This window comes from Mycobacterium sp. UM_11, from assembly GCF_001414075.1.
Classification (GTDB): domain Bacteria; phylum Actinomycetota; class Actinomycetes; order Mycobacteriales; family Mycobacteriaceae; genus Mycobacterium.
Window position 1 is genome coordinate 20,702 of the sequence record NZ_LATC01000030.1, and the last position, 20,190, is coordinate 40,891.

Genomic DNA, 20,190 nt, shown 5'->3' on the forward strand with positions numbered 1-20,190 from the left:
CGAATCCATTGCGGGCGGCAGCGCGAACCCACCCGGGCCTCGGCCCGTTCAGGGCCCGGCTACGCGGGGCGCTGGGCCGCTATCGGCTGGCGCGAGCAGCCTCGATTGGCACGATGGCCACCAGCCGATCACCGCGCACAACGTGGTAGGCGTCATACCGGTCAACGGTGGGATCGCAGTGTGGGGTGGCGAACTCCACGCGTTCCCCGAGGCCGACGGGTGAGCCGGCGGGCCGGGTGAGCGCACCATGCTCGTCGCCGAAAAACACGTACGTCGAGGCGCCGAACCGCCCGCCGGCCGGCCGCGGCATGGGGCCGTCCGTCGCGAAAGCCTTGAGCCCGGCGTCGACGGTGACGATCCCGTCGGCGTTGGCGCTCACCACCTGGCTCGATACCCACAAGCTGGTTTGGAAGGCTCCATCGGCGTCGGCCCCCAGCGCGTCGGAGTACTGGACGTCCATGAACACGTACGAGCCCGGCTGCACCTCGTTGAGGACACCCAAGTCCAGATCGGCCGCGACCGTTCCGGTGCCGCCGCCGGTGACGATGCCGACCGGGTAACCGGCGGCTCGGATCGCGTCGACCGCGCGCGAAAGCCGCTCCATGCCGACGCCGACGGCCTCACAACGCTTTTGGAAGCCGGCGATGTGCTGCCAATGACCGCCGTAGCCCTGGACGCCGGTCAACGCCAGCCCCTCGCATCGATGGACGTGCTCCGCCAACGCGACGGCTTGTTCCGGGCCGGAGACGCCGGTGCGGCCCAGCCCCACATCGACGTCGATGAGGACACTGACGCGCATGCCGCGGCGGCACGCTTCGACGCTCAGCGCGGTCACCGGATCGGGATGATCCACCACGCACGCGAATCCGGGGTCTATCGCCGCCACGTCGCACAGCCGCTTCGGCATGGCCGGATCGGCGACCGGCGAAGTCAGGAGAATGCCTCGGACGCCGGCCGCTGAAAGCACTTCGGCCTCACCGATTTTGGCGCAGCAGATTCCGACGGCCCCGGCTTCGATCTGCATTCTGGCGATCCAGGCGCATTTGTGCGTTTTGGCGTGCGGGCGCAGCCCGACCTTGTCACGCGTCCGCTCGGCCATTCGGCCGATGTTGGCGTCCAGCGCCGCCTCGTCCAGGATCAGCGCCGGCGTCGGCAGGCGGTAACGCGAGTTCGGCTCGCCAATCATGGCTTGCGCCAACTGGTCTGCCGGACGAATCGTCATCCGGGCGCCACGGAGGTCAGGTGCTCGAATCCCGCCTGCGAGACGATGTCCGGCAGGCGGCGGATCGCTCCGTTCTGCGCCCATTGGCCTTCGGGCACTTCGTGAATGACGCACGACGTGACGACCATCCTGTCGCCAGCGCCGGCCGCCGCTGCGGCGACCTCCTGAAGCTCGCCGGCGAATTGCGCCTTGCGGGCACCGTCGAGGACCCCGGCGCTGACCTGCCAATCGATGAAGACGCCGGAGACCGCGGCGTCCGCCGAGGCGCCGGCGGAGTAGAAGCCGCCGGGCGGGAGCTCGTGCAGCAGGACCAGGGCCCGCATGCGGTGCTGAGGTAGGTCGGGCACCGATTCGGCGCGGCACGCCGCCTCGGTGAGACCCGTTACCAGACGCTGCTTGCCGGTGTCGTCGAAGGCGCCGGACGTGAGGGTTACGTGCATCAACGGCATGACATCTACCTTTCGCGGTTTCGTGCTCTCGTAATCTCCCCCACCGGCGCCGCCCAAAGCCAGTGGCAAGACAGACAGCTTTCTTGCATAATTCGCCACATGATCGGTTTCGACGTCCTAGTGCTCGACGGCGCCAGCGCGAGCGCCGTCGGCGTGACGGTCGACGTGATCTCAGCGGCAAACCGGATCCTCGGCAGGTCCGCGTTCGATCTTCGGTTCGTCTCGCCGCACAGCAGCGTTGCCCTGCGGGGTGGCCTGGCCGCCGCCGCGGAACCCCTGGCGCACGCCGCGGCGCGAGAGATCGTGGTCGTACCCGGGTTGGGCGCCGCGCAGCCCGAGGAGATTGCCGACCGGCTCAGCCGCCCCGACGTCGACGTCACCGCCGAGTGGTTGGCCGATGGGAGCGCTTCAGGCGCAGAAATCGCGGCCTCGTGCACTGCCGTATTCGTCCTCGCCGCGGCGGGCCTCCTCGACCAGCGACGCTGCGTCACGACGTGGTGGCTAGGGGCCGATCTCGCCCGGGCCGCGCCGGCGGCCCGCGTCGTCATCGATGAAATGGTTGTTCGCGATGGGTCGATCTGGACGGCCGGAAGCGCGTTCGCACACATCGACCTGATGCTCGCGCTGATGCGCGAGCACGGCGGCGCGGCGCTTACCGACAAACTCGCGAACCGGCTTGTCGCCGATCAGCGCACGTCACAGGCGAGCTTTCTCATTCCCTCACACTTGGCGGCGCGCGACGAAACCGTCGCGAGCCTGGAGCGTTTCGTCCGGTCGCGGTTGGATGAACCACACACCCTCGACTCGCTGGCCCGGCAGTGCGGCCTCAGCACCCGGACGCTGGCGCGCCGGACGCGAAACGCCGTGGGACTCAGTCCGCTACAGCTGGTGCAGCGGGTTCGCCTCGAGCGCTCGCTGCATTTGTTGCGGACCACCCGCATGCCGCTTGAAGAGATTGCTGCCGCAGTGGGATTGGCGGATCCAGCGACGCTGCACCGGCTGGTGAAGAAGCACACAGGGCAATCGCCCGGCGCGCTGCGCCCGAGCGCCCAGGCGAGGGCCTCGTGATCGGCGCTTGAGCTGTGGCGGGGTCACGACGGTCGCGTCGATGCGTTACTCTGGCGGGGCATCACCGAAGTCGAAGCGCCCCCGTAGCTCAGGGGATAGAGCGTCTGCCTCCGGAGCAGAAGGCCGCAGGTTCGAATCCTGCCGGGGGCACTCAGGGCCTGTATGACCTCGGCTGATGCTTGACGTTTTGGCTTCGGGTGATGCCTGACGAGAGGCCGCTCTTTACGAGGGGGAACCCGACAGATGCAGTCTTGCGGCCGAGCCGAACGCACGATCACTGATTCCTTGAATCTGGATACGTCGACCCAATGATCGCCTAGCCTCTCAGGTGCGACTGTCGGGAGTCGATCCGCTCGTTAGATGTGGTAGCCAAGGGGGGCGATGTGTCGCGCCTGACATTGCGGGCTCCGGCGGCATTGATCTGGCCTCAAGTCGTGAGTCATTCGCTGACTGGACCAGTGCGGGAAAGCCGCTTTCCGAACGTCCGAACTCGGAGCCCTTCGTCCCATGCTTAGGGTCAAGGTTCAGCGCCCGCGCGGACTCCGGCGCTTGAAGTTGAGCACCTTCCGCGACCCAATTCCCAAAACCTTGGCAGATGTGACAAAACGAGCGGATGCCTATCAGCAGCTATTCAGCCCGCACCTTGATGTCCTGCGAGCGGCATACGGCGAATCTATCGACGAGCATTTGCGCCAGTTCTGCACAAACGAGCCTGCAACCATGCGCCGCACCACCAGGACTTTTTCGTGGATTTCCGGTGTCGTTTGCGCCATAGCAATTGTATGTTTATACGCCAGTTCGCAAATGCCTTTTTGGTGGAGAATGTCCGCGTATCCTAGCGGACCTCTCCACATGCCCGACGGGCAGTTTTGGCAAGCTGAACGGGGCATTATTAGCAGTGCCATTCTTCTGTTCGCAATAGTTTACAGCACTGACTGGACAATTCGCTTATCGCGTTACGAGCTCCGAAAAGTCTTTAAATTGGCACTCCATGAGCCACGAAGCAGACTGTTCGCGCCCTACATATACAAGCCTGAGAACGCATTTAGGCGACCCTTGGCAATGTTTGCAGTCGGAATAGCCGCATTTGCCGTTGAACTATCTACTCAAAGCAGTAATGTGTATTGGTCAACGTTGCTCAACGCCTTTGGAATAGTGTCGATATCGATGTCAGCAGTTGTGTTGGTACTTTTCGCGGGTATCGGGAACTCCCTATTTTGGCAGACAGCAATACCAGTCGACATCAATGCCTTCTACCGGGTATGTACCATCCTGTGGGCCCTACCGGGTCTGTCCAAGGATATCGAACTTCGCCGCTATATTATTGGCCAGTTGAGCTTACTCGCAAACGCTTTCGAGTCGTTCATCCCAAAAAGACTAGGCCTCATTGGGAATAATCCGTCGGAAGTGTCGGCAGAACAGTTTTATAGAATTGCGGCTAGCATCCGCGAACTACGCATGTGGGTTGCGTTTCCGCAGCCGGGCACCGAACAGTCGCTGGGTGAAAGAATAGCTTTCATGGGGGCCGCAATAGCATCCCATCATTATCACTACTTGATCCCGCCGGGCGAAACTCCGGTACCCTTGGCAATGCTCACGTGGCGGCAGCGGCTGGTAAAATTCCTGCGGCACGCCGCTTTTGGGGTAATACCCTTGGTTGGTCTCTTACTTGCCAAATTGGTTATATACATTTGTAACGAGAGCAAAGAACCCGGCGCAACGCCTTTCCAGCTCAGCCCTCAGATAGTGGGTGTTTGGACCGTTGTCAGCGTGGTCTGGATAGTCGTCAGTGTGGCAGCGAGCGACCCAGACTTCAAAGAGAAGATTGCTGCGACAAAAGACACCGTCAACTGGTTCACAGGCCGTAAGCCCGCGTGATGAACGGGATTCCTGCGCAGTCCGGCTCTGAGGCTAGGTCGCGCGGGAGTCTCGCCAGCTGCGCTATACCCGGGCAAGCTCGCAGCTAGCCTCAGCTATTGCGCTTAGTCGCAGGTTCGAATCCTGCCGGGGGCACTCATGTTCTTGCAGTTCAGACGGTGTTTCCATTATCCACGCTGCAACATTCACGCGCAAAAACCGGACTCAGATGGTGCATTTCAACCCGACGTGGGCGTCGTGGTACCCGAGCCGGCGATAGAACGCCCGAGCCCTTTCGCGAGCCTCGTCTGTGGTCACCTGCGCCAGCCGTGCCCCGTGTGCTCGGCCGTAGTTGTGTGCCCACTCGACGAGTGCAGTACCAATACCCTGGGCACGTTCGGCTTTGGCGACCCGTAGCCCCTCGATCTGCAGCCGGGTGGCGCCACCGCGGGAAAGGCCGGGAATGATCGTCAATTGCACGGTCGCGACGACCTTGTCGGAACCGTTCAGGACGACTCCGAGATAGTTGGATCGGTTGCGAACGACGATGTCGTAGGCCGCCTCGTAGCGTTCGAGTTCGGCGGCTTCGCGATCCTGACCGAACTCATCGTCGGAGAGCAGCTGGGCGATCACCCCCACGTGTTCGCGCGTCGCGCGCTGCACACGATATGTGCGCTCCGCTACCCGCAGCAGTCCGCGAACCGAGGACTGCGCCAGTGCCTGTAGGCGGGCTACCAACAGGTCCAGCCACCCCCCCACGTTTGTTCGTGCCTCCGCGGTATCCGGGTAGCGGCATCGCAGATGTAGCCCGGACTCGTCCTGGATGAACCAGAGCATGACGCCGTCGGTGTCAACGCTCGCGCTCACGTACTGGGCGTCGAGTCCGACCGAGTCGATGCGCACCGGAAGTCTGCTTTGGTCCAGCCAGGAAATCGCGAACATGCCTGGCGCGATGGGCATTCCACCCCACGGAGCCAGTACGTCGGCCAGTGGCCAGGAACCAAGCTGCACGGCTTCTTTGACGGCGGCGGCCGCGGCGTGCGGCTCGGCAACCGCCGATTCCAGGACCGAATTGGTGATGAACCAGCCCACCGAGTCGTGCCATTTGTCTTCAAATCGGCTGTGCACGGGGAAGACCGCGCGCAGCGGCGCCCCGGCCAACTCGCGGGTCACCGCAGTCATGGCGACCACAGCGAGTGCCAGCGTCGAGACACCGTCGTCGCGTGCCTGCGCGGCGAACGCGGCGCCGTCATCGACATCGAACACGTCACGCACTTCAACGCGTTCCGGATGCGGCCCGGACTCACCCAACGGCAGCGGAAACCGTGGCATCACCCCACCGCTGTCGCTGATGATCTGTGCCCATCGCGCGCGCACGCTCTCCGGTGCCGCGGGCAGGTCCAGCAGTGCTTGCGTGTGCACGACAAATGCCGGCGGCGGCGCCTGCGGCGGTGACGTAAGTCCGATCCGGGCGTCGGCGAGCATCGACAACAGGTCCCGGGCAATCACCAGCATCGACCACATGTCCACGTGGGCGTGGTCGGCAGCGATCACCACCGTCAATCCGGCGGCAGTCTCCAGCACACACAACCGATGTGAGGGCCGCTGATAGGGCGAGCACGTCGCATTGAGAACCACTCGCAGCGCGTCGTTGACCGCCTGGCCCGGAGCGATCTCATGCTCTACCCACTTGCCTGGGTGAACATCGATCTCATGCAGCTGCGGCTCGCCGTCCGCCCCGGGTGTGAATGCCGTTCGCAGGGTGCCGTGGCGGGCGATCACGGCCAGCCACGCGTCGGCCAACGATTGCCGGCTGACCCCCGCCGGCAACCGAATGGACAGAGCCATCCAGGAACCGGGTCGTGCGCCCGCACCGACGTGTATGCGCTGGTCGAAAGACACCGGGAGCTGCCTGCCGAGGTCAGACACCGACACGTCGTAGCCCCAGAGTCGCCCGAAGGGCAGCCGCAGGTGCGCCACGTTCGTCAGCCGCATGGCGGTACCCTAACGCCCCGGTTAGCCTGAATGCTCGGTCTGCGCGGTCGGCTCCGGGGCGAGCCGTCCGGTCGTGAGAAGAGTTGCGTGATGTCCACTTTCGTGGTTCCCGGAGCGGAGCTTGCGGTTGAACTGAGCGACGAAGGTGGTCATCCGGTAGTTCAACTGCACGGACTAACCTCCAGCCGCGCGCGCGACCGGGTGCTCAATCTCGACCTCGGCCGGGGCCTCAGCGGGACCCGACTGCTGCGGTATGACGCACGCGGCCACGGCAAGTCGACCGGGCGCAAGGTCCCGGAGGATTACCGATGGGAAAGCCTTGCCGAGGATCTTCTGCAGCTGCTCGACAAATGGTTTCCCGGCGAGCGGGTGCACGGGGTCGGCCCGTCGATGGGTGCCGGCACGCTGCTGCACGCGGCTGCCCGCGAGCCGGACCGCTTCGCCGGCCTCACGCTCATGGTGCCGGCCACGGCGTGGGAAACCCGGCCCGCGCAAGCGGCGATCTACCGGGCCGCGGCCGACTTCATCGAAACCGAGGGTGTCGGGGCATTCATCGCGTCGTCGCGTGGGGTGACTCCGCCGCCGGCCACGGTCGGCAGGCCCGAAACGGTTCCCGATGTGGCCGACGCGCTGCTGCCGTCACTGTTTCGGGGCGCGGCCCTCAGCGACCTGCCCGCGCGCGAAGCGGTCGCACGAATCGATGTGCCGACGACGATTCTGGCCTGGGTCGGCGACCCGGCGCATCCGATGTCGACAGCGGAATCGCTTGCCGCACTGATGCCGCGGTCAACGCTCACGGTGGCGCACATCCCGGCCGATGTCGAGACCTGGCCCCAGATCCTGAGCCAAGACGTCGCCCGCAGAGGCTGACGGGCGGGTTAGATCGTCAGCATGGGCGAACGTGTCACGTTCCAAGGTTCCACGGGCGCGATGCTGGCGGGCGTCATCGAGGTCCCGGACGGACCGGTGCGCGGCTGGGGCGTGTTCGCGCACGGCTTCACGCTGGGCAAGGATTCGCCCGCCGCGGCGCGGATTTGCAAGCAACTGGCCGCCGACGGCATCGGCATGCTGCGCTTCGACGCGCTGGGTCTCGGCGGATCGGAGGGCGACTGGGGCGACGGGTCGTTCACGGTCAAGGTCGACGACATCGCCCGGGCATGCGAATTCATGACGACCCGCGGGACGCCGGCCGACATCCTGATCGGGCACTCGTGGGGCGGCGCGGCGGTGCTCGCCGCGGCCCGACAGTCGCCCGGCGTGCGGTCGGTCGTCACCGTCGCCGCGCCCGTCGACCCGAGCCACGTCGAGAAGCATTACGACGCGGTCGTCGACCGGTGCCTGGCGGAGGGCAGTGCCGAGTGGATGGTCGGCGGGCGGACGCTGACACTCAAGCGAGCCTTCGTCGAGGACGTGCGCGCCGCCCACCTGCGCGACAAGATCAAGGGCCTGCGGCTTCCGCTGCTGATCCTGCACTCGCCCACCGACAACACGGTCGGCATCGCCAACGCCAGCGAGATCTTCCGCCTGGCGCGCCATCCGCGCAGCTTCGTCTCGCTCGAGGGGTCGGATCACTTCCTGACCGTTCGCGGGCAAGCCCGCCGGGCCGGGCGGATCATCGGCGCCTGGGCCGATGCCTACTTGGGCGACGCGGATTGACCCCAGATCGTCTGCGGGACAGCCGAATTCAGTTGCGCGCCAGGATGAACGCCTCGATGTGCCGATTGCCGGCCCGCACCTCGTACTTGCGCCAGCCCGGATACAGCTCGAGGCCCTTGGCCCAGATCTCGTCGCGCTCGTCCGGCGTGGCCAGCCGCGCGGTGGCGTGCCAGGTGTCGCGCCCGATCGACACCGTCGCCTCCGGATGGGCCTTCAGGTTGTGGTACCAGGCCGGATGCTTGGCGCCGCCGAAGTTGGAGGCGATGAGTGCCAGCCCATCCGGATGCGGGATGCCGTAGACGGCGACGGTGCGGGGCTCGCCGGATTTGGCGCCGGTGGTGGTGAGCATGACCACGGGGATGCCGGTCGCGACTCCAGCGAAGCTGCTCCTGCCCCGGGTGACCGTGGTGATCAGCCGGTCGAGGTGGTGCGCGGTGTGCCGCAGCAGCGCCACGCCCACCGGCGTCGACGCGAAGCGGCGCATCGTCCGGTGGAAGAGGTTGGCGTCGGCGAAAGACTGGCTGGACATGGTGTCATTGTGGACCGCTCGGGAAGCGCGCAGACCCTATTCGGCCGAGCTGAACAAAACGCGCCACACCCGCCCCACACGACACTAAGCTGCAGCTCGTGGGCAGGAACCTGTTAGCCGGCCGGAGCCGATGGCTGGCCATCGCGGCCTCGCTGGTGCTGTCGGCCGGCATGGTCTACGCCCAGGGCACCAAGCCGCGACCCTCCGCGCCCACCCCGCCGCCCGCGCCCGCCACCAGCGCGGCCGCCGGACCCGCCGACGCGGCCCCCAGCGCACCGGCCAACGCCCCGCACACCGCCACCCCCGAGGAAGTGCAGATGCTGACCGCAAACGCGCCGCCGGCGGCCGGCCAGCAGTTCCAGGTGGCGCTGCCCCACGGCGTCGGATCCGAGGACAGGCTGCAGGTCAAGACGATCTGGGCGGAGCGGGCCATCAGCGTGCTGTTCCCGCAGATCACCACCATCGGCGGATACCGGGAGGACGCGCTGCCGTGGCATCCCAACGGCCTGGCGATCGACGTGATGATCCCCAACCACAACAGCCCCGAGGGCATCGAGTTGGGCAACCAGATCGCCGGCTACGCGCTGGCCAACGCGAAGCGCTGGGGAATCAACCACGTGATCTGGCGGCAAAAGATCTACCCCGGCGTCGGCGGGGGCAGCTGGACCGCCGACCTCGGGTCGGAGACCCTCAACCACTACGACCACGTGCACATCGCCACCAATGGTGGCGGATACCCGACCGGGCACGAGGTCTACTACATCGCCTCGATGACGCCCGCGCCGCAGTGACTCAGCCGGTTCCGGCGGCTTAGTCGGCACTGAACGTGGGTTCGGCCTGACCGGCCGCCGCGCTGCTGCCGGACTTGCTGACGGCGTACCTGGCCCCTGATAGCGCGCCAAGAATTTGTTGAGAACCCGTTAAGCCCCCGTGCTGATTCTGTGATCAACGCACCAAGCGTCCACCAGAAAAATTCACCTCAGCACCAAGGAGACCCCGATGTTCTCTCGCCGTTTCACCGCCTCCGTCGTTGGCACCGCCGCCCTGGGCCTGGCCGCGCTCGGCCTCGCCGGCACCGCGGGCGCGAGCTCGGTCGACGACGCGTTCCTCGCCCAGCTGGCCTCGGACGGCATCACCCCGCCGAGCGCTTCGGTCGCCATCAAGGACGCGCACGCCGTCTGCAACGCCCTCGACGAGGGCCACTCGAGCAAGGAGGTCATCAGCGCGGTGGCCCAGGCGACCGGCCTGAGCACCAAGGGCTCCAAGACGTTCGCCGTCGACGCCGCCTCGGCCTACTGCCCGCAGTACGTCACCTCGGCCTGACCACCACCCTCACGGTGCGGGGACCCGGCGGGTCCCCGCACTGTCATGCCTGCCGCAGCAGGAACAGGCCGTAGGCGGCGACGGATTGCGCGTCGGCGATCACTCCCGAACGGATCAACTGCTCGACGTCCTCGCGGTCGAACCAGGCGCTGCGCAGGTCCTGTTCCTCGGGCTCGAGATCCGGCTCCCCCTCGGCGATTCCGGTGGCCAGAAACACCCATCCGCGCTGGCTCGTCATGCCCGGGGCGACATCGAGCCGGCCGAGCACCTCGAACGACGTCGCGCTCAGTCCCGTTTCCTCGCGCAGCTCACGCCGCGCCAGCTCGGACGGGTCGGTGTCCGCCAGGCCCGGCGCGGTGCCCTGCGGGAATTCCCACCGCCGCTCCCCGAGCGGATACCGGAACTGCTCGACCAGCCGGAAGCGCCGTCCGTCGAACGGCATCACCAACGCATAGTCCGGTTTGTCCACCACGCCATAGATGCCCGGGCTGCCGTCCTGGCGACGGATGTCGTCCTCCCGGAGCACCATCCATTGGCTCCGATAGATCTCGCGGGTCGCGATGCGTTCGATCACCAACCCAGTATCACTGGGCCGCCGTGAAGCGGTCGTAGGTGCGGCGCAGGGCGCCACGGTCGGCCGAATGCAGCGCGCTGGTGAGGGCCTCGAACACGTCGACGTGTCCGACGGTGGGATCCGACGTCACCCCGCGGGTGTACTCCCACGGCAGGGACCGTCCGCGGCGCAGCACCTCGCCGAGATACCACACCGCGCCGTCGACGAAGGGCGCGTTGCGCTCCTCGTCCAGCAGCTGCTCGGGCGTCGGGGCCTGCTGGATGACGAGCTCTTCCAGAGCATCGAGGGAATCCGGGGAGAAGTCCCATATGGCGTCGCCGCCGTAATGGTTTGCCCAGACCGGAAATTGGGCCCCGCGCTCGGCAAGCCAGCACCGGAGATATTCGCCATCCGAAAATCGTTGGGTGGCTTGCTGTTTGGCGAGCAGGCGGCGCTTGTTGGCTTCTTCGACCCGGCCCCGCACCCCGTTGGCCCACCGGCGGTCCTCGACGCGGCCGCGCCATTTCGCCAGTTCCTCCCGGGCGGCGACGGTGACGAAGTTGTCGGCGCCGAAGACCCGGGCCTCGTCGTCCACCAGCGCTTCCCAGGTGGCGACCTTCTCCCGGCAGTCCGCGGGCTCGGGCTCCCAGAGCGCGATGGTGTGCCGGGCGATCAAGGTGTGGCGGTGGTCCGGCCCCAGCTTCTCGAGCATCACCTCGAGCAGCGACCGAAGCTCGGCCAAGGCGCCGGCGCCGTCGACCGACTCGCCGTGCCACTGCGCCAAGGCCATCCGCGTGCCCAGGGTGTCCTCGTGGTGGTCGCCGAGCACCCGGGACCGCGCGGCGAGGACCTGTTCACCCTCGGCGATGGCGCCCGGGTAGTCGCCGAGCTCCTTGCGCTTCTGCGCAACCCGGTCCCTGGACGTCAGCGCGGTGGGGTGCTCGACGCCCAGCACCCGCTCCTCGTCGGCCAGCAGCTGCTGCCATTCGGCCAGCGCGGCCCGCCCCTCCTGCTGCGGCCGGTCGGCGAACATGTGGCGCGCCGTCAGCGTGGTGATGTGCTCGCGGCCGAGTACCTCCTCGAACTCGGGTACCAGCTGCTCGAGGACGGCGTAGGCCCCGGCCTGGTCGCCCATCTGGAGCTGCAGGTGCACCAGCGCGAGCTTCATGTCCAACACGTTGGGGTGTCGCTCCCCCAGGATCGGGCGGCACACGGTGACCAGCTCGTTCATCAGGGGCAACGCCCCGGCGAAATCGGCCGCGGCGATGCGCTCGGAGATGAGCCGGGTTAAGGCGGCGAGCGGCCCCGGCAGTTCCGGCTGCGTCATACCGCTATCGAATCCCTCGCGAGGCCCGCTGGCAATTCACCTCGCCGTCAGCGCGTCCGGTGTCGGGCTGGCATGAATCGGCATGGTGCCTGATAGTCATAGGAACAAAACGCCAACGTCAGCAGAGGTGGGGGTTATGCCGGACGACCCGAAGCGGGCGTAACCATGCGCGGCCACATCATCGTGAGCGGTGACGACGCGTTGGCGACCACGATCGTCGAGGAGCTCAACAACGCCGGCGTGCACATCGTCAAGCTCGAAACCGCCGGCGAGCTCGAAAACGCCGAAGTCACCCGCGCCCGCGCCGTGATCTGTGTCGGCGACGACGACGCGACGAACCTCGAAATCGCGCTGCTGGCAAGGAAAGCCAACCCCCGGGTGCGGGTGGTGGCCCGGCTGGGCAACGACGTGCTGCGGACGGCGATGGCCGCCGACAAGCGCCCCGGCGCGATTCTGGACGTCGCCGACCTGGCGGCGCCCTCGGTGGTGGAGGCCTGCCTCGCGCACACCGTGCACCCGTTCGAGGCGGCGGGCATCGAATTCGTCGTCTCCGGCGCCGAGGCGCCGCGCAACGCGACGCTGCGCGAGATCTACGGCGATCTGGCACCGGTGGCGGTGATTCATGGGGAGAACTGCGCCACCCCCGGGGAGGTGGTGTCGTGCCCGGGCCGCGACCTGTCGGTACACGCCGGTGACTGGACGGCGATGATCGGCACCGCCGAGGAATTGGCCGCCCGCGGCATCAAGGTCCCGCGGCCGACGGTGACGCGCACGCGCCTGACCCGGCTGCGGCGCGCGATCGACGCAGCGCGGGCCCTGCGCGACGACGTCAACCCGATGTTCGCGCGGGCGTTGCTGGCCGCGGCGTGCCTGCTGGTCGGATCGACGGTGATCCTGCGCTTCTGCTACCAGCCGCACCCGCGGATGACGTGGCTGGACGCGCTGTATTTCAGCACCGAGACGATCGCGACGGTCGGTTACGGCGACTTCAGCTTCCTGCAGCAGCCCACCTGGCTGCGGCTGTTCAGCATCATGTTGATGTTCGCCGGCGTGACGACCACCGCGCTGCTGGTCGCCTTCATCGCCGACCTGCTGTTGTCGCGGCGGTTCGCCCACTCGGTCGGGCGGCGCCGCGCCCGCCACCTGCGCAATCACGTCATCGTGGTCGGGCTCGGCTCGTTCGGCAGCCGCGTCGTCGCCGACCTGAGGTTGGCCGGATACGACGTCGCGGTCGTCGAGCGGGACGAGAACAACCGCTACCTGTCGACCGCCGCCGACCTGGACGTGCCGGTGATCTTCGGGGACGCGACGCTGCGCCAGACCCTCGAGTCCGCCCGCGTGGATCACGCCCGCGCGGTGGCGGTGCTGACGCAGGACGACATGGTCAACATCGAAACCGGGATCGTGCTGCGCGAGATGCTGGGCCCCCGCGTCATGCCCGAAGTCGTCCGGCCCGACGTACCCCTGGTGCTGCGCGTCTACGACCGCGTGCTGGGGGCCGCGGTGGCGCAACGGTTCGGGTTCGAAAACGTCCGGTCCACCGTCGAATTGGCCGCGCCGTGGTTCATCGGCGCCGCGATGGGCCTCCAGGTGCTGGGCACGTTCTCCGTCGGGCAGCGCTCGTTCATGGTCGGCGGCATGCACGTGGCGGCCGGCAGCGAGCTCGACGGGCTGAAGATGTTCGAGTTGTCCACCCAGACCCGCGTCATCGCGATCACTAGGCAGGACGCGCCCGTCGAGCTGCACCCGCGCCGGGACGCCTGGCTGCGCGGCGGCGACACCGTGTACCTGGTCGGCCCGTATCGGGAGTTGCTCGCGACGCTGCGCAAGGGGCAGCCGCCCCAGCAGCCGGCCGCGGGCGACGAGCGGGCGAGCGCCTAGTGGCTTAGCGCTACAGCCGGGCGGCGACGTCCGCGGCGCGGGCCAGCTGGTCGACGTTTGAGCTCGTCGGGATGAGCTGCACCTCGTCGGTGCCGATGTCGGAGAACTTGCGCAGCACCGCCAGCAGCTCCTCCTCGGTGCCGGCCCACCCGGTCGTCGGCGCCATGGCGTCGACGTACTCCGCCGGAATCCAATTCATGTAGCGCCGCAGGTGACGGTGCACCTGGGCGCGCGCCTGATCGGGCGGCCCGAACGCGAACCAGAACGACGTCACCAGGTGCGGCCTGCCCTTGCCCGCCTGGGCCCAGGCGTCGCGCGCGACGTCGAACAGCTCGTTCTGCTTGGCGACGTCCAGGTCCAGCGTGGTCCCGGCCAGTCCGGCGGCCCAGGCGGCCGCGCTGCGGATGGTCTTCGGGCCGATGCTGCCCACCAACAGCGGCGGCCCACCGGCCTGCACCGGCGCCGGCCCGACCGGAAGCACCGACTCGGTGAGCTTTTCGCCCGCCCAGACGCGCTTCATCACGGCCACCCGGTCGGCCATCTCCCGCATGGTCTGCGTCGCCGGGTCGGCGCCGACGGCGTGGTAGTCCTCGTGCCTGCCGCCGACCCCGATGCCCACGCTCAGCCGCCCGCCGCAGAGCATGTCGCCGGTCGCCAGCGCCTTGGCCAGCATGACGGGGTCATGCAGCTGCGGCACGATCACCGTCGTCAACAGCCGCACCCGACTGGTCCAGGCGGCCAGCGCGCCCAGCAGCGTCAGGTTGTCGGGGTTTTCGAACGCGATGCGCTCGCCCCAGCACAACGACGAGAACGGACCCTCGTCGATCGCGCGTGCCCAGCTCTGCAGAATTCCCGCATCCAAGTCCGGCTCCATCACCGGCAGCGTCATCGCAATCCGCACGACGGCGATTCTGGCATGGGAGTCAACATCGGCTCGCGCAAGTGGCAGCATGGAGCAGATGGGTTTCACCAGCAGTTCCATCGCGCACGTCCGGCTCACCGTCACCGATATCGAGCGGTCCCGGCAGTTCTACGAGAGCGTGTTCGGCTGGCCGGTCCTCCTGGAGGTGCCCGACAACGCCGACGAGGCCACCCGCGCCCAGTTGAGCTTCCTGTTCGGCGGCGTCATCTACGACCTCGGCGGCACGCTGCTCGGGCTGCGCCCGGTCGCCACCGACCGCTTCGACGAGGACCGCACCGGGCTCGACCACATCGCGTTCCGGGTGGCCACCAAGGACGAATTGGACGCCGCGGCAACGCATCTCGACGAGCTCGGCATCACGCACGAGCCGGTGAAAGACATCGGCCCGTCCTACATCCTGCAGTTCCGCGACCCCGACAACATCGCCCTGGAGCTCACCGCACCGAAATAGGATCAACACCATGGCCATCAATTTCAACCACACCATCGTCGCCGCCCGCGACAAACGCGAATCCGCGGAGTTCCTCACCGAGTTGTTCGGCCTGCCCAGCCCAAAGCCGTTCGGCCACTTCATGGTTGTGCAACTCGAACACGACGTCAGCCTGGACTATGCGGACGCTCCCGAGGGCGCGGAGATCACCCGGCAGCACTACGCCTTCCTGGTTTCCGAGGAGGAGTTCGACTCCATTTACGGCAAGATCTCGTCGCGCGGCCTCGAGCATTGGGCGGACCCGGGCGCCAACCGGCCGGGCGAGATCAACCACAGGGACGGCGGGCGCGGGGTGTACTTCCGCGACCCCTCGGGTCACGCCATGGAAATCCTGACCCGCCCGTACGGATCGGGGAGCTGAATCCGCGGGCGGGGTGCGCCTATTCGCCGGCGCGCGGCGTGCCGTGCCGCGCGCTCTCCTGCGTCCGATAGTCGTCGGCGTACTGCGCGACGTGCTTGGGCAGGGCGTTGGCGGCGACATCGGCCAGCGTGGTCTCCTCCAGCACCGAGCGCATGCTCGCGCGCAGCGCCCGCCACACGTCGGTGAGCGCAGCCGTCGGACCCGAGTACGGCAGGTCCCCCAGGCCGATGTCGCGCACGCTGGCCAGCGGTCCGTCGATGCAGCGCAGCACGTCGGCGATGCTGATCTCGTTGCCCGGACGGGCGAGTTCATAGCCGCCCTCGCGACCCCGATGGCTCCTCACCAGGCGATCCGTGCGCAGGTTGGTCAGGATGTCGACGAGGAACTGCGGCGGTATGGCCTGCGCTTGGGCCAAGTCGTCGGTCTTCACCAACGTCCCATGGGGGACCGTGGCGAGTTGGACCATGGCCCGCACCGCGTACTCCGCCTTCGCCGACATGCGCACTCTGTGGATTGTGCCACCCGGCGGCGGCAATCAGTCGCAGCCGTGCGTCAAGCCCGCGATTCGAGCAGATCGACGATGCTCTGTGCCTGCTCCTCGACGGTGCGGTCGGGCGTCAGCCGCAGGTCGGGGTTGACCGGCGGTTGATACGGGCTGTCGATGCCGGTGAAGTGGGCGATCTCGCCGGCGCGGGCCTTGGCGTACAGCCCCTTCGGATCGCGCTGCTCGCATTCTTCGATCGGAGTGTCGCAGAACACCTCGATGAAGTCGAACCCCGCGGCGGCGTGCACATTACGAGCCATTTCGCGTTGCTCGGTCAGCGGGCTGATCGCGGGCACGAGCACGACGTTGCCAGCGTCGGCCAGCAGCGCCGCCACGTGCGCCAGCCGGCGCAGGTTCTCGGCGCGGTCGGCCATGGCGAAGCCCAGGTCGGCGTTCAGGCCGTGCCGCAAGTTGTCACCGTCGAGAACGTAAGCGGCGCTTCCCCTTTCGAGCAGCATCTGCTCGACGAGCATGGCCACCGACGACTTGCCGGAACCGGACAGGCCGGTGAACCACACCGTCTTGCCGCGCGGCCGCGCTTCGGCGAGGGCCGATGACTTGTGCCGCACGGTATTCGGGCTCGCCGTCTGCACCGAGACGTCGCGCAGCACCATGCCCGCCGCCACCGTTCCGTTGGTGTGCGGGTCGATGAGGATGAACGAACCGGTGCTGGCGTTGCGGGTGTACTCGTCGAGCAGCAGCGGCACCTGGGTGCGCAGCGAGATGCGGCCGAGTTCGTTGAGCTGCAACGCCGTTGCCGACTTGTCGCGGTGCAGGGTGTTCACGTCGAGCCGGTAGTCCAGCCCGGTCACCCGCGCGCGCGTGGTCCGGGTGGTGTGCTTGATGACGTAGTCACGGCCCGGCTCCAGCGCCGCGTCGTCGGCCATCCAGCACACGGTCGCGTCGAAGTCCTGGGTGACGCGGGGATGGTTGTTGGTGCGGGCGATCAGGTCGCCGCGCGAGATGTCGATCTCGTCGGCGAGGCTGACCGACACCGCCATCGGCGGAAACGCTTCCTCCACTGGGCCGTTCGGCCCGTGGATCGCGGTGATCCTGGTGGTCTTGCCGATCGGCAGGACGACGACCTCGTCGCCCGGGCGCATGACCCCGCTGGCGACGGTGCCGGCGTAGCTCCGGTGGTCCTGATGCTCGCGGGTGTGCGGCCGGATGACGTATTGGACGGGGAATCGCACGTCGACCAGGTTGCGGTCACCGGCGATGTAGACCTCCTCCAAATGCGACAGCAGCGCCGGGCCCTCGTACCAGGGGGTCTGGTCGGACTTGGTCACCACGTTGTCGCCGTGCAGCGCGGAGATCGGGATGGTGGCCACGTCGTGCACGTCCAGGCGGGCGGCGAAGGCGTGGAATTCGTCGCGAATCGCCTCGAATTTCTCCCTGTCCCAGCCGATCAGGTCCATCTTGTTCACCGCGAGCACGATGTGCTGGATGCCCAGCAGCGAGGCCAGGAAGGCGTGCCGGCGGGACTGCTCCAGCAGGCCGTGCCGGGCGTCGACGAGCACGATCACCAGCTGGGCCGTGGACGCGCCGGTCACCATGTTGCGGGTGTACTGGATGTGGCCCGGGGTGTCGGCGATGATGAATTTCCGCTTGGGAGTGGCGAAGTAGCGGTAGGCGACGTCGATCGTGATGCCCTGCTCGCGTTCGGCGCGCAGGCCGTCGGTCACCAGCGCCAGGTCCGTGTAGTCGTGGCCGCGCTCCTTGGACGTCTGCTCCACCGCCGCCCACTGGTCCTCCATGACGGCCTTGGAGTCGTAGAGCAGCCGCCCGATCAGCGTGGACTTGCCGTCGTCGACGGAACCCGCGGTGGCCAGGCGAAGCAGCGTCGTCGGTGTGGCCATCAGAAGTACCCCTGCCGTTTGCGGTCTTCCATCCCGGCCTCCGAGATGCGGTCGTCGGCCCGGGTCGCGCCGCGTTCGGTCAGCCGCGACACCGCAGTCTCGGCGATGACCTCCTCCACGGTCGAGGCCTCCGACTCCACGCATCCGGTGCAGGTGACGTCGCCGACCGTGCGGAACCGCACCGTCGCTTCGAACACCGGCTCGTCGTCGCGCGGCCGCATGTGCCGGTCGACCGCGAGCAGCATGCCGTCGCGGCGAAACACCTTGCGCCGGTGGGCGTAATAGATCGAGGGCAGCGCGATGTCCTCCGCGCCGATGTAGGACCAGATGTCGAACTCGGTCCAGTTGGACAGCGGGAACGCGCGGATGTGCTCGCCCTTGTGGTGCCGGCCGTTGTACAGGTTCCACAGCTCGGGCCGCTGCGCCTTCGGGTCCCACTGGCCGAACTCGTCGCGGAAGCTGAACACCCGCTCCTTCGCGCGCGCCTTCTCCTCGTCTCGGCGGGCGCCGCCGAACGCCGCGTCGAACTTGTTCTCCCGGATGGCGCGCAGCAGCGTCACCGTCTGGATCGAGTTGCGTCCCTGCTTGGGCTCGACGACCCGGCCGGCGTCGATGTCCTCCTGGACCGAGGCGATCACCAGGCGCACGCCGTGCTCGGCGACCAGCTCGTCGCGGGTGGCGATCACCTCGTCGAAGTTGTGGCCGGTGTCGACGTGCATCACCGGGAAGGGCAACCGCCCGGGCCGGAACGCCCGCAGCGCCAGGTGCAGCATGACGATGGAGTCCTTGCCGCCCGAGAACAGCAGCACCGGCCGCTCGAACTCGGCGGCCACCTCCCGGATGATGTGGATCGCTTCGGCCTCGAGCGAGCGCAAATGGCTCAGCTCGTACTGGCCGGCGGCGGGGCCCGCCTTCAGATCGCTGGTCATGGCTTCCTCGGTAAACCTGGTAGAGTCGGTCAAGTTTGGCAGCTTTGCCCTACATAGCACCAGTTCGGCCCGACGGTTGTCAAGTGCCCGGCGTTTGCGATGGCGCGGCGGCCGGACACCGGACAGATCGGGTCAAGTGCGGCGGCGGCCCTTTTCCGGCCGGTCTGCGGTGCGACAGCATGAGCGGATGCCTGCCGAACCCGCACCGAGTGGCCGTGACGTCATCGCGGCGTTCCTGCCCCAGTCGCCATTCGTCGCAAAGCTGGGCATCGTCGCCGACCGACTCGACGACCGGGAGGTCAGGCTGCGGCTGCCGCGGGATCCCGCCAACGTGACCCTCGGCGACATGGTGCACGGCGGCGCGATCGCCACCCTCGCCGATGTCACCGTCATGGCCGCGGCCTGGTGCGGCGCGCAGGCTCCCCCGGAGCCGCGGGGCGTGACCGTGTCGATGACGTTGGACTTCATGGCCCCGGCCCGCGCCACCGACGTCATCGGGGTCGGCCGGGTGCTGCGGCGCGGCCGGTCGCTGGTCAACTGCGAGGCCGAGATCGTCGACCCGCAGGGCACGCTCGTCGCGAAGGCCCTGGCCACCTACAAGGTGGGCTGAGCGCTAGGCCCTGATTTCCTGCAGCTTCCCAGTGGCGACGTCGAAGACGAACCCGCGCGCGGACACGTGCTTGGTCACGAACGGGCTGGCCTCGATGCGGCGCAACGACTGCCGGACGTCCTCGGCGACGTCGGGGAAGGCCTCGGCCGCCCACGGCGGCTTGAGGCCGGTCTCCTCTTGAATGGCGCGCTTGAAGTCGTCATCGGCGAAGGTGAGCATCCCGCAGTCGGTGTGATGGATCAGGATGATCTCCCGCGTCCCCAACAGCCGCTGACTGATGGCGAGCGAGCGGATGACGTCATCGGTGACGACTCCCCCGGCGTTGCGGATCACGTGCGACTCGCCCTCGTTGATGCCGAGGACGCGATAGACGTCGATCCGGGCGTCCATGCACGCGACCACCGCGACGTGTTTGGCCGGCGGCAAGGGCAGCGGCCCCTGGAAGGTGCTCGCATATTGGGCGTTGTTGGCCAGGTAGTCGTCGGTAACCGTCACGCGAGCCTCCTCGGAAATGTCGCAACACCGCGGTGGATGCTAACAACGGGCCACCGATTATTGACGCATGAAAATCAGCCGGATCACAAGGATCCGGCCGCCGCAACGGGCCGGTCCGGG

At 67.5% G+C, this 20,190-nt stretch carries 21 protein-coding genes and 1 tRNA gene; 11 read left to right on the forward strand and 11 right to left on the reverse strand.

The window, feature by feature from the left end; all coding sequences use genetic code 11:
* Nucleotides 1–79: 79 nt before the first annotated feature.
* Together WU80_RS10205 and WU80_RS10210 are read right to left on the reverse strand one after the other, a co-directional pair.
* Nucleotides 80–1,222 (reverse strand): DSD1 family PLP-dependent enzyme, encoded by a 1,143-nt coding sequence (locus WU80_RS10205; RefSeq protein WP_055402378.1) that lies wholly within the window; start codon nucleotides 1,220–1,222, stop codon nucleotides 80–82.
* Nucleotides 1,219–1,671 carry a hypothetical protein gene (locus WU80_RS10210; protein ID WP_055402380.1) on the reverse strand — a complete coding sequence of 151 codons (453 nt, stop codon included), beginning with the start codon at nucleotides 1,669–1,671 and terminating at the stop codon, nucleotides 1,219–1,221. Before WU80_RS10210 ends, WU80_RS10205 begins: the two co-directional genes overlap by 4 nt.
* Nucleotides 1,672–1,770: 99 nt before the next feature.
* On the opposite strand from WU80_RS10210, the gene WU80_RS10215 reads away from it, so the two are divergent.
* The 3 genes from WU80_RS10215 to WU80_RS25815 all read left to right on the forward strand — a co-directional run bounded on the left by WU80_RS10215 (nucleotide 1,771) and on the right by WU80_RS25815 (nucleotide 4,617).
* The gene (locus WU80_RS10215) at nucleotides 1,771–2,739 is read left to right on the forward strand and encodes a GlxA family transcriptional regulator (protein ID WP_055402382.1); all 969 of its coding nucleotides are present in this window, start codon (nucleotides 1,771–1,773) and stop codon (nucleotides 2,737–2,739) included.
* A 77-nt stretch (nucleotides 2,740–2,816) separates the two neighbouring features.
* Nucleotides 2,817–2,889, forward strand: a tRNA-Arg gene (locus tag WU80_RS10220).
* 399 nt (nucleotides 2,890–3,288) lie between these two features.
* Entirely contained in the window at nucleotides 3,289–4,617 is a 1,329-nt protein-coding gene (locus tag WU80_RS25815; protein ID WP_156349505.1) for a hypothetical protein, read from the forward strand.
* Between the two features lie 204 nt (nucleotides 4,618–4,821).
* Here the strand turns inward: WU80_RS25815 and WU80_RS10225 are convergent, their stop codons facing one another.
* Nucleotides 4,822–6,591: a GNAT family N-acetyltransferase gene (locus WU80_RS10225; RefSeq protein WP_055402384.1), complete on the reverse strand. Its 1,770-nt coding sequence runs from the start codon at nucleotides 6,589–6,591 to the stop codon at nucleotides 4,822–4,824.
* Between the two features lie 90 nt (nucleotides 6,592–6,681).
* Here WU80_RS10225 and WU80_RS10230 point away from each other — a divergent pair, with 90 nt between their 5' ends.
* Both WU80_RS10230 and WU80_RS10235 read left to right on the forward strand, forming a co-directional pair.
* Nucleotides 6,682–7,461: an alpha/beta fold hydrolase gene (locus WU80_RS10230; protein WP_055402386.1), complete on the forward strand. Its 780-nt coding sequence runs from the start codon at nucleotides 6,682–6,684 to the stop codon at nucleotides 7,459–7,461.
* Between the two features lie 21 nt (nucleotides 7,462–7,482).
* On the forward strand, nucleotides 7,483–8,247 hold the full coding sequence (locus WU80_RS10235) for a S9 family peptidase (RefSeq protein ID WP_055402388.1): 765 nt from the start codon (nucleotides 7,483–7,485) through the stop codon (nucleotides 8,245–8,247).
* Nucleotides 8,248–8,275: 28 nt separating this feature from the next.
* Here the strand turns inward: WU80_RS10235 and WU80_RS10240 are convergent, their stop codons facing one another.
* Nucleotides 8,276–8,776, reverse strand: coding sequence for a nitroreductase family deazaflavin-dependent oxidoreductase (locus tag WU80_RS10240; RefSeq protein ID WP_055402391.1), 501 nt, complete (start codon nucleotides 8,774–8,776; stop codon nucleotides 8,276–8,278).
* 98 nt (nucleotides 8,777–8,874) lie between these two features.
* Here WU80_RS10240 and WU80_RS10245 point away from each other — a divergent pair, with 98 nt between their 5' ends.
* Entirely contained in the window at nucleotides 8,875–9,567 is a 693-nt protein-coding gene (locus tag WU80_RS10245) for a hypothetical protein (RefSeq protein WP_055402393.1), read from the forward strand.
* A gap of 208 nt (nucleotides 9,568–9,775) precedes the next feature.
* On the forward strand, nucleotides 9,776–10,099 hold the full coding sequence (locus WU80_RS10250; protein ID WP_055402395.1) for a DUF732 domain-containing protein: 324 nt from the start codon (nucleotides 9,776–9,778) through the stop codon (nucleotides 10,097–10,099).
* A 43-nt stretch (nucleotides 10,100–10,142) separates the two neighbouring features.
* Here the strand turns inward: WU80_RS10250 and WU80_RS10255 are convergent, their stop codons facing one another.
* Entirely contained in the window at nucleotides 10,143–10,628 is a 486-nt protein-coding gene (locus tag WU80_RS10255; protein WP_231633791.1) for an NUDIX hydrolase, read from the reverse strand.
* 55 nt (nucleotides 10,629–10,683) lie between these two features.
* Nucleotides 10,684–11,979 (reverse strand): hypothetical protein, encoded by a 1,296-nt coding sequence (locus tag WU80_RS10260; protein WP_068219691.1) that lies wholly within the window; start codon nucleotides 11,977–11,979, stop codon nucleotides 10,684–10,686.
* A gap of 165 nt (nucleotides 11,980–12,144) precedes the next feature.
* Here WU80_RS10260 and WU80_RS10265 point away from each other — a divergent pair, with 165 nt between their 5' ends.
* Entirely contained in the window at nucleotides 12,145–13,860 is a 1,716-nt protein-coding gene (locus tag WU80_RS10265; RefSeq protein ID WP_055402399.1) for an NAD-binding protein, read from the forward strand.
* Nucleotides 13,861–13,870: 10 nt separating this feature from the next.
* Here WU80_RS10265 and WU80_RS10270 read toward each other — a convergent pair whose 3' ends face one another.
* On the reverse strand, nucleotides 13,871–14,749 hold the full coding sequence (locus WU80_RS10270) for an LLM class flavin-dependent oxidoreductase (protein ID WP_055402401.1): 879 nt from the start codon (nucleotides 14,747–14,749) through the stop codon (nucleotides 13,871–13,873).
* A gap of 70 nt (nucleotides 14,750–14,819) precedes the next feature.
* On the opposite strand from WU80_RS10270, the gene WU80_RS10275 reads away from it, so the two are divergent.
* Together WU80_RS10275 and WU80_RS10280 are read left to right on the forward strand one after the other, a co-directional pair.
* A complete protein-coding gene (locus WU80_RS10275; RefSeq protein WP_055402430.1) occupies nucleotides 14,820–15,233 on the forward strand; it encodes a VOC family protein in 414 nt (137 codons plus the stop codon).
* Nucleotides 15,234–15,243: 10 nt separating this feature from the next.
* Nucleotides 15,244–15,633, forward strand: coding sequence for a VOC family protein (locus WU80_RS10280; RefSeq protein WP_055402403.1), 390 nt, complete (start codon nucleotides 15,244–15,246; stop codon nucleotides 15,631–15,633).
* Nucleotides 15,634–15,652: 19 nt separating this feature from the next.
* On the opposite strand, the gene WU80_RS10285 is transcribed toward WU80_RS10280, so the two are convergent.
* The 3 genes from WU80_RS10285 to cysD are packed head-to-tail and all read right to left on the reverse strand — an operon-like array spanning nucleotide 15,653 to nucleotide 18,965.
* Nucleotides 15,653–16,138, reverse strand: coding sequence for an RrF2 family transcriptional regulator (locus WU80_RS10285; protein ID WP_055402406.1), 486 nt, complete (start codon nucleotides 16,136–16,138; stop codon nucleotides 15,653–15,655).
* Nucleotides 16,139–16,185: 47 nt separating this feature from the next.
* Nucleotides 16,186–18,036 carry an adenylyl-sulfate kinase gene (cysC, locus tag WU80_RS10290; RefSeq protein WP_055402408.1) on the reverse strand — a complete coding sequence of 617 codons (1,851 nt, stop codon included), beginning with the start codon at nucleotides 18,034–18,036 and terminating at the stop codon, nucleotides 16,186–16,188.
* A complete protein-coding gene (gene cysD / locus WU80_RS10295; RefSeq protein ID WP_055402410.1) occupies nucleotides 18,036–18,965 on the reverse strand; it encodes a sulfate adenylyltransferase subunit CysD in 930 nt (309 codons plus the stop codon). Before cysD ends, cysC begins: the two co-directional genes overlap by 1 nt.
* A gap of 187 nt (nucleotides 18,966–19,152) precedes the next feature.
* On the opposite strand from cysD, the gene WU80_RS10300 reads away from it, so the two are divergent.
* Nucleotides 19,153–19,575 carry a PaaI family thioesterase gene (locus tag WU80_RS10300; protein ID WP_055402412.1) on the forward strand — a complete coding sequence of 141 codons (423 nt, stop codon included), beginning with the start codon at nucleotides 19,153–19,155 and terminating at the stop codon, nucleotides 19,573–19,575.
* A gap of 3 nt (nucleotides 19,576–19,578) precedes the next feature.
* On the opposite strand, the gene WU80_RS10305 is transcribed toward WU80_RS10300, so the two are convergent.
* Nucleotides 19,579–20,070 carry a carbonic anhydrase gene (locus tag WU80_RS10305; RefSeq protein WP_055402414.1) on the reverse strand — a complete coding sequence of 164 codons (492 nt, stop codon included), beginning with the start codon at nucleotides 20,068–20,070 and terminating at the stop codon, nucleotides 19,579–19,581.
* Nucleotides 20,071–20,190 lie beyond the last annotated feature (120 nt).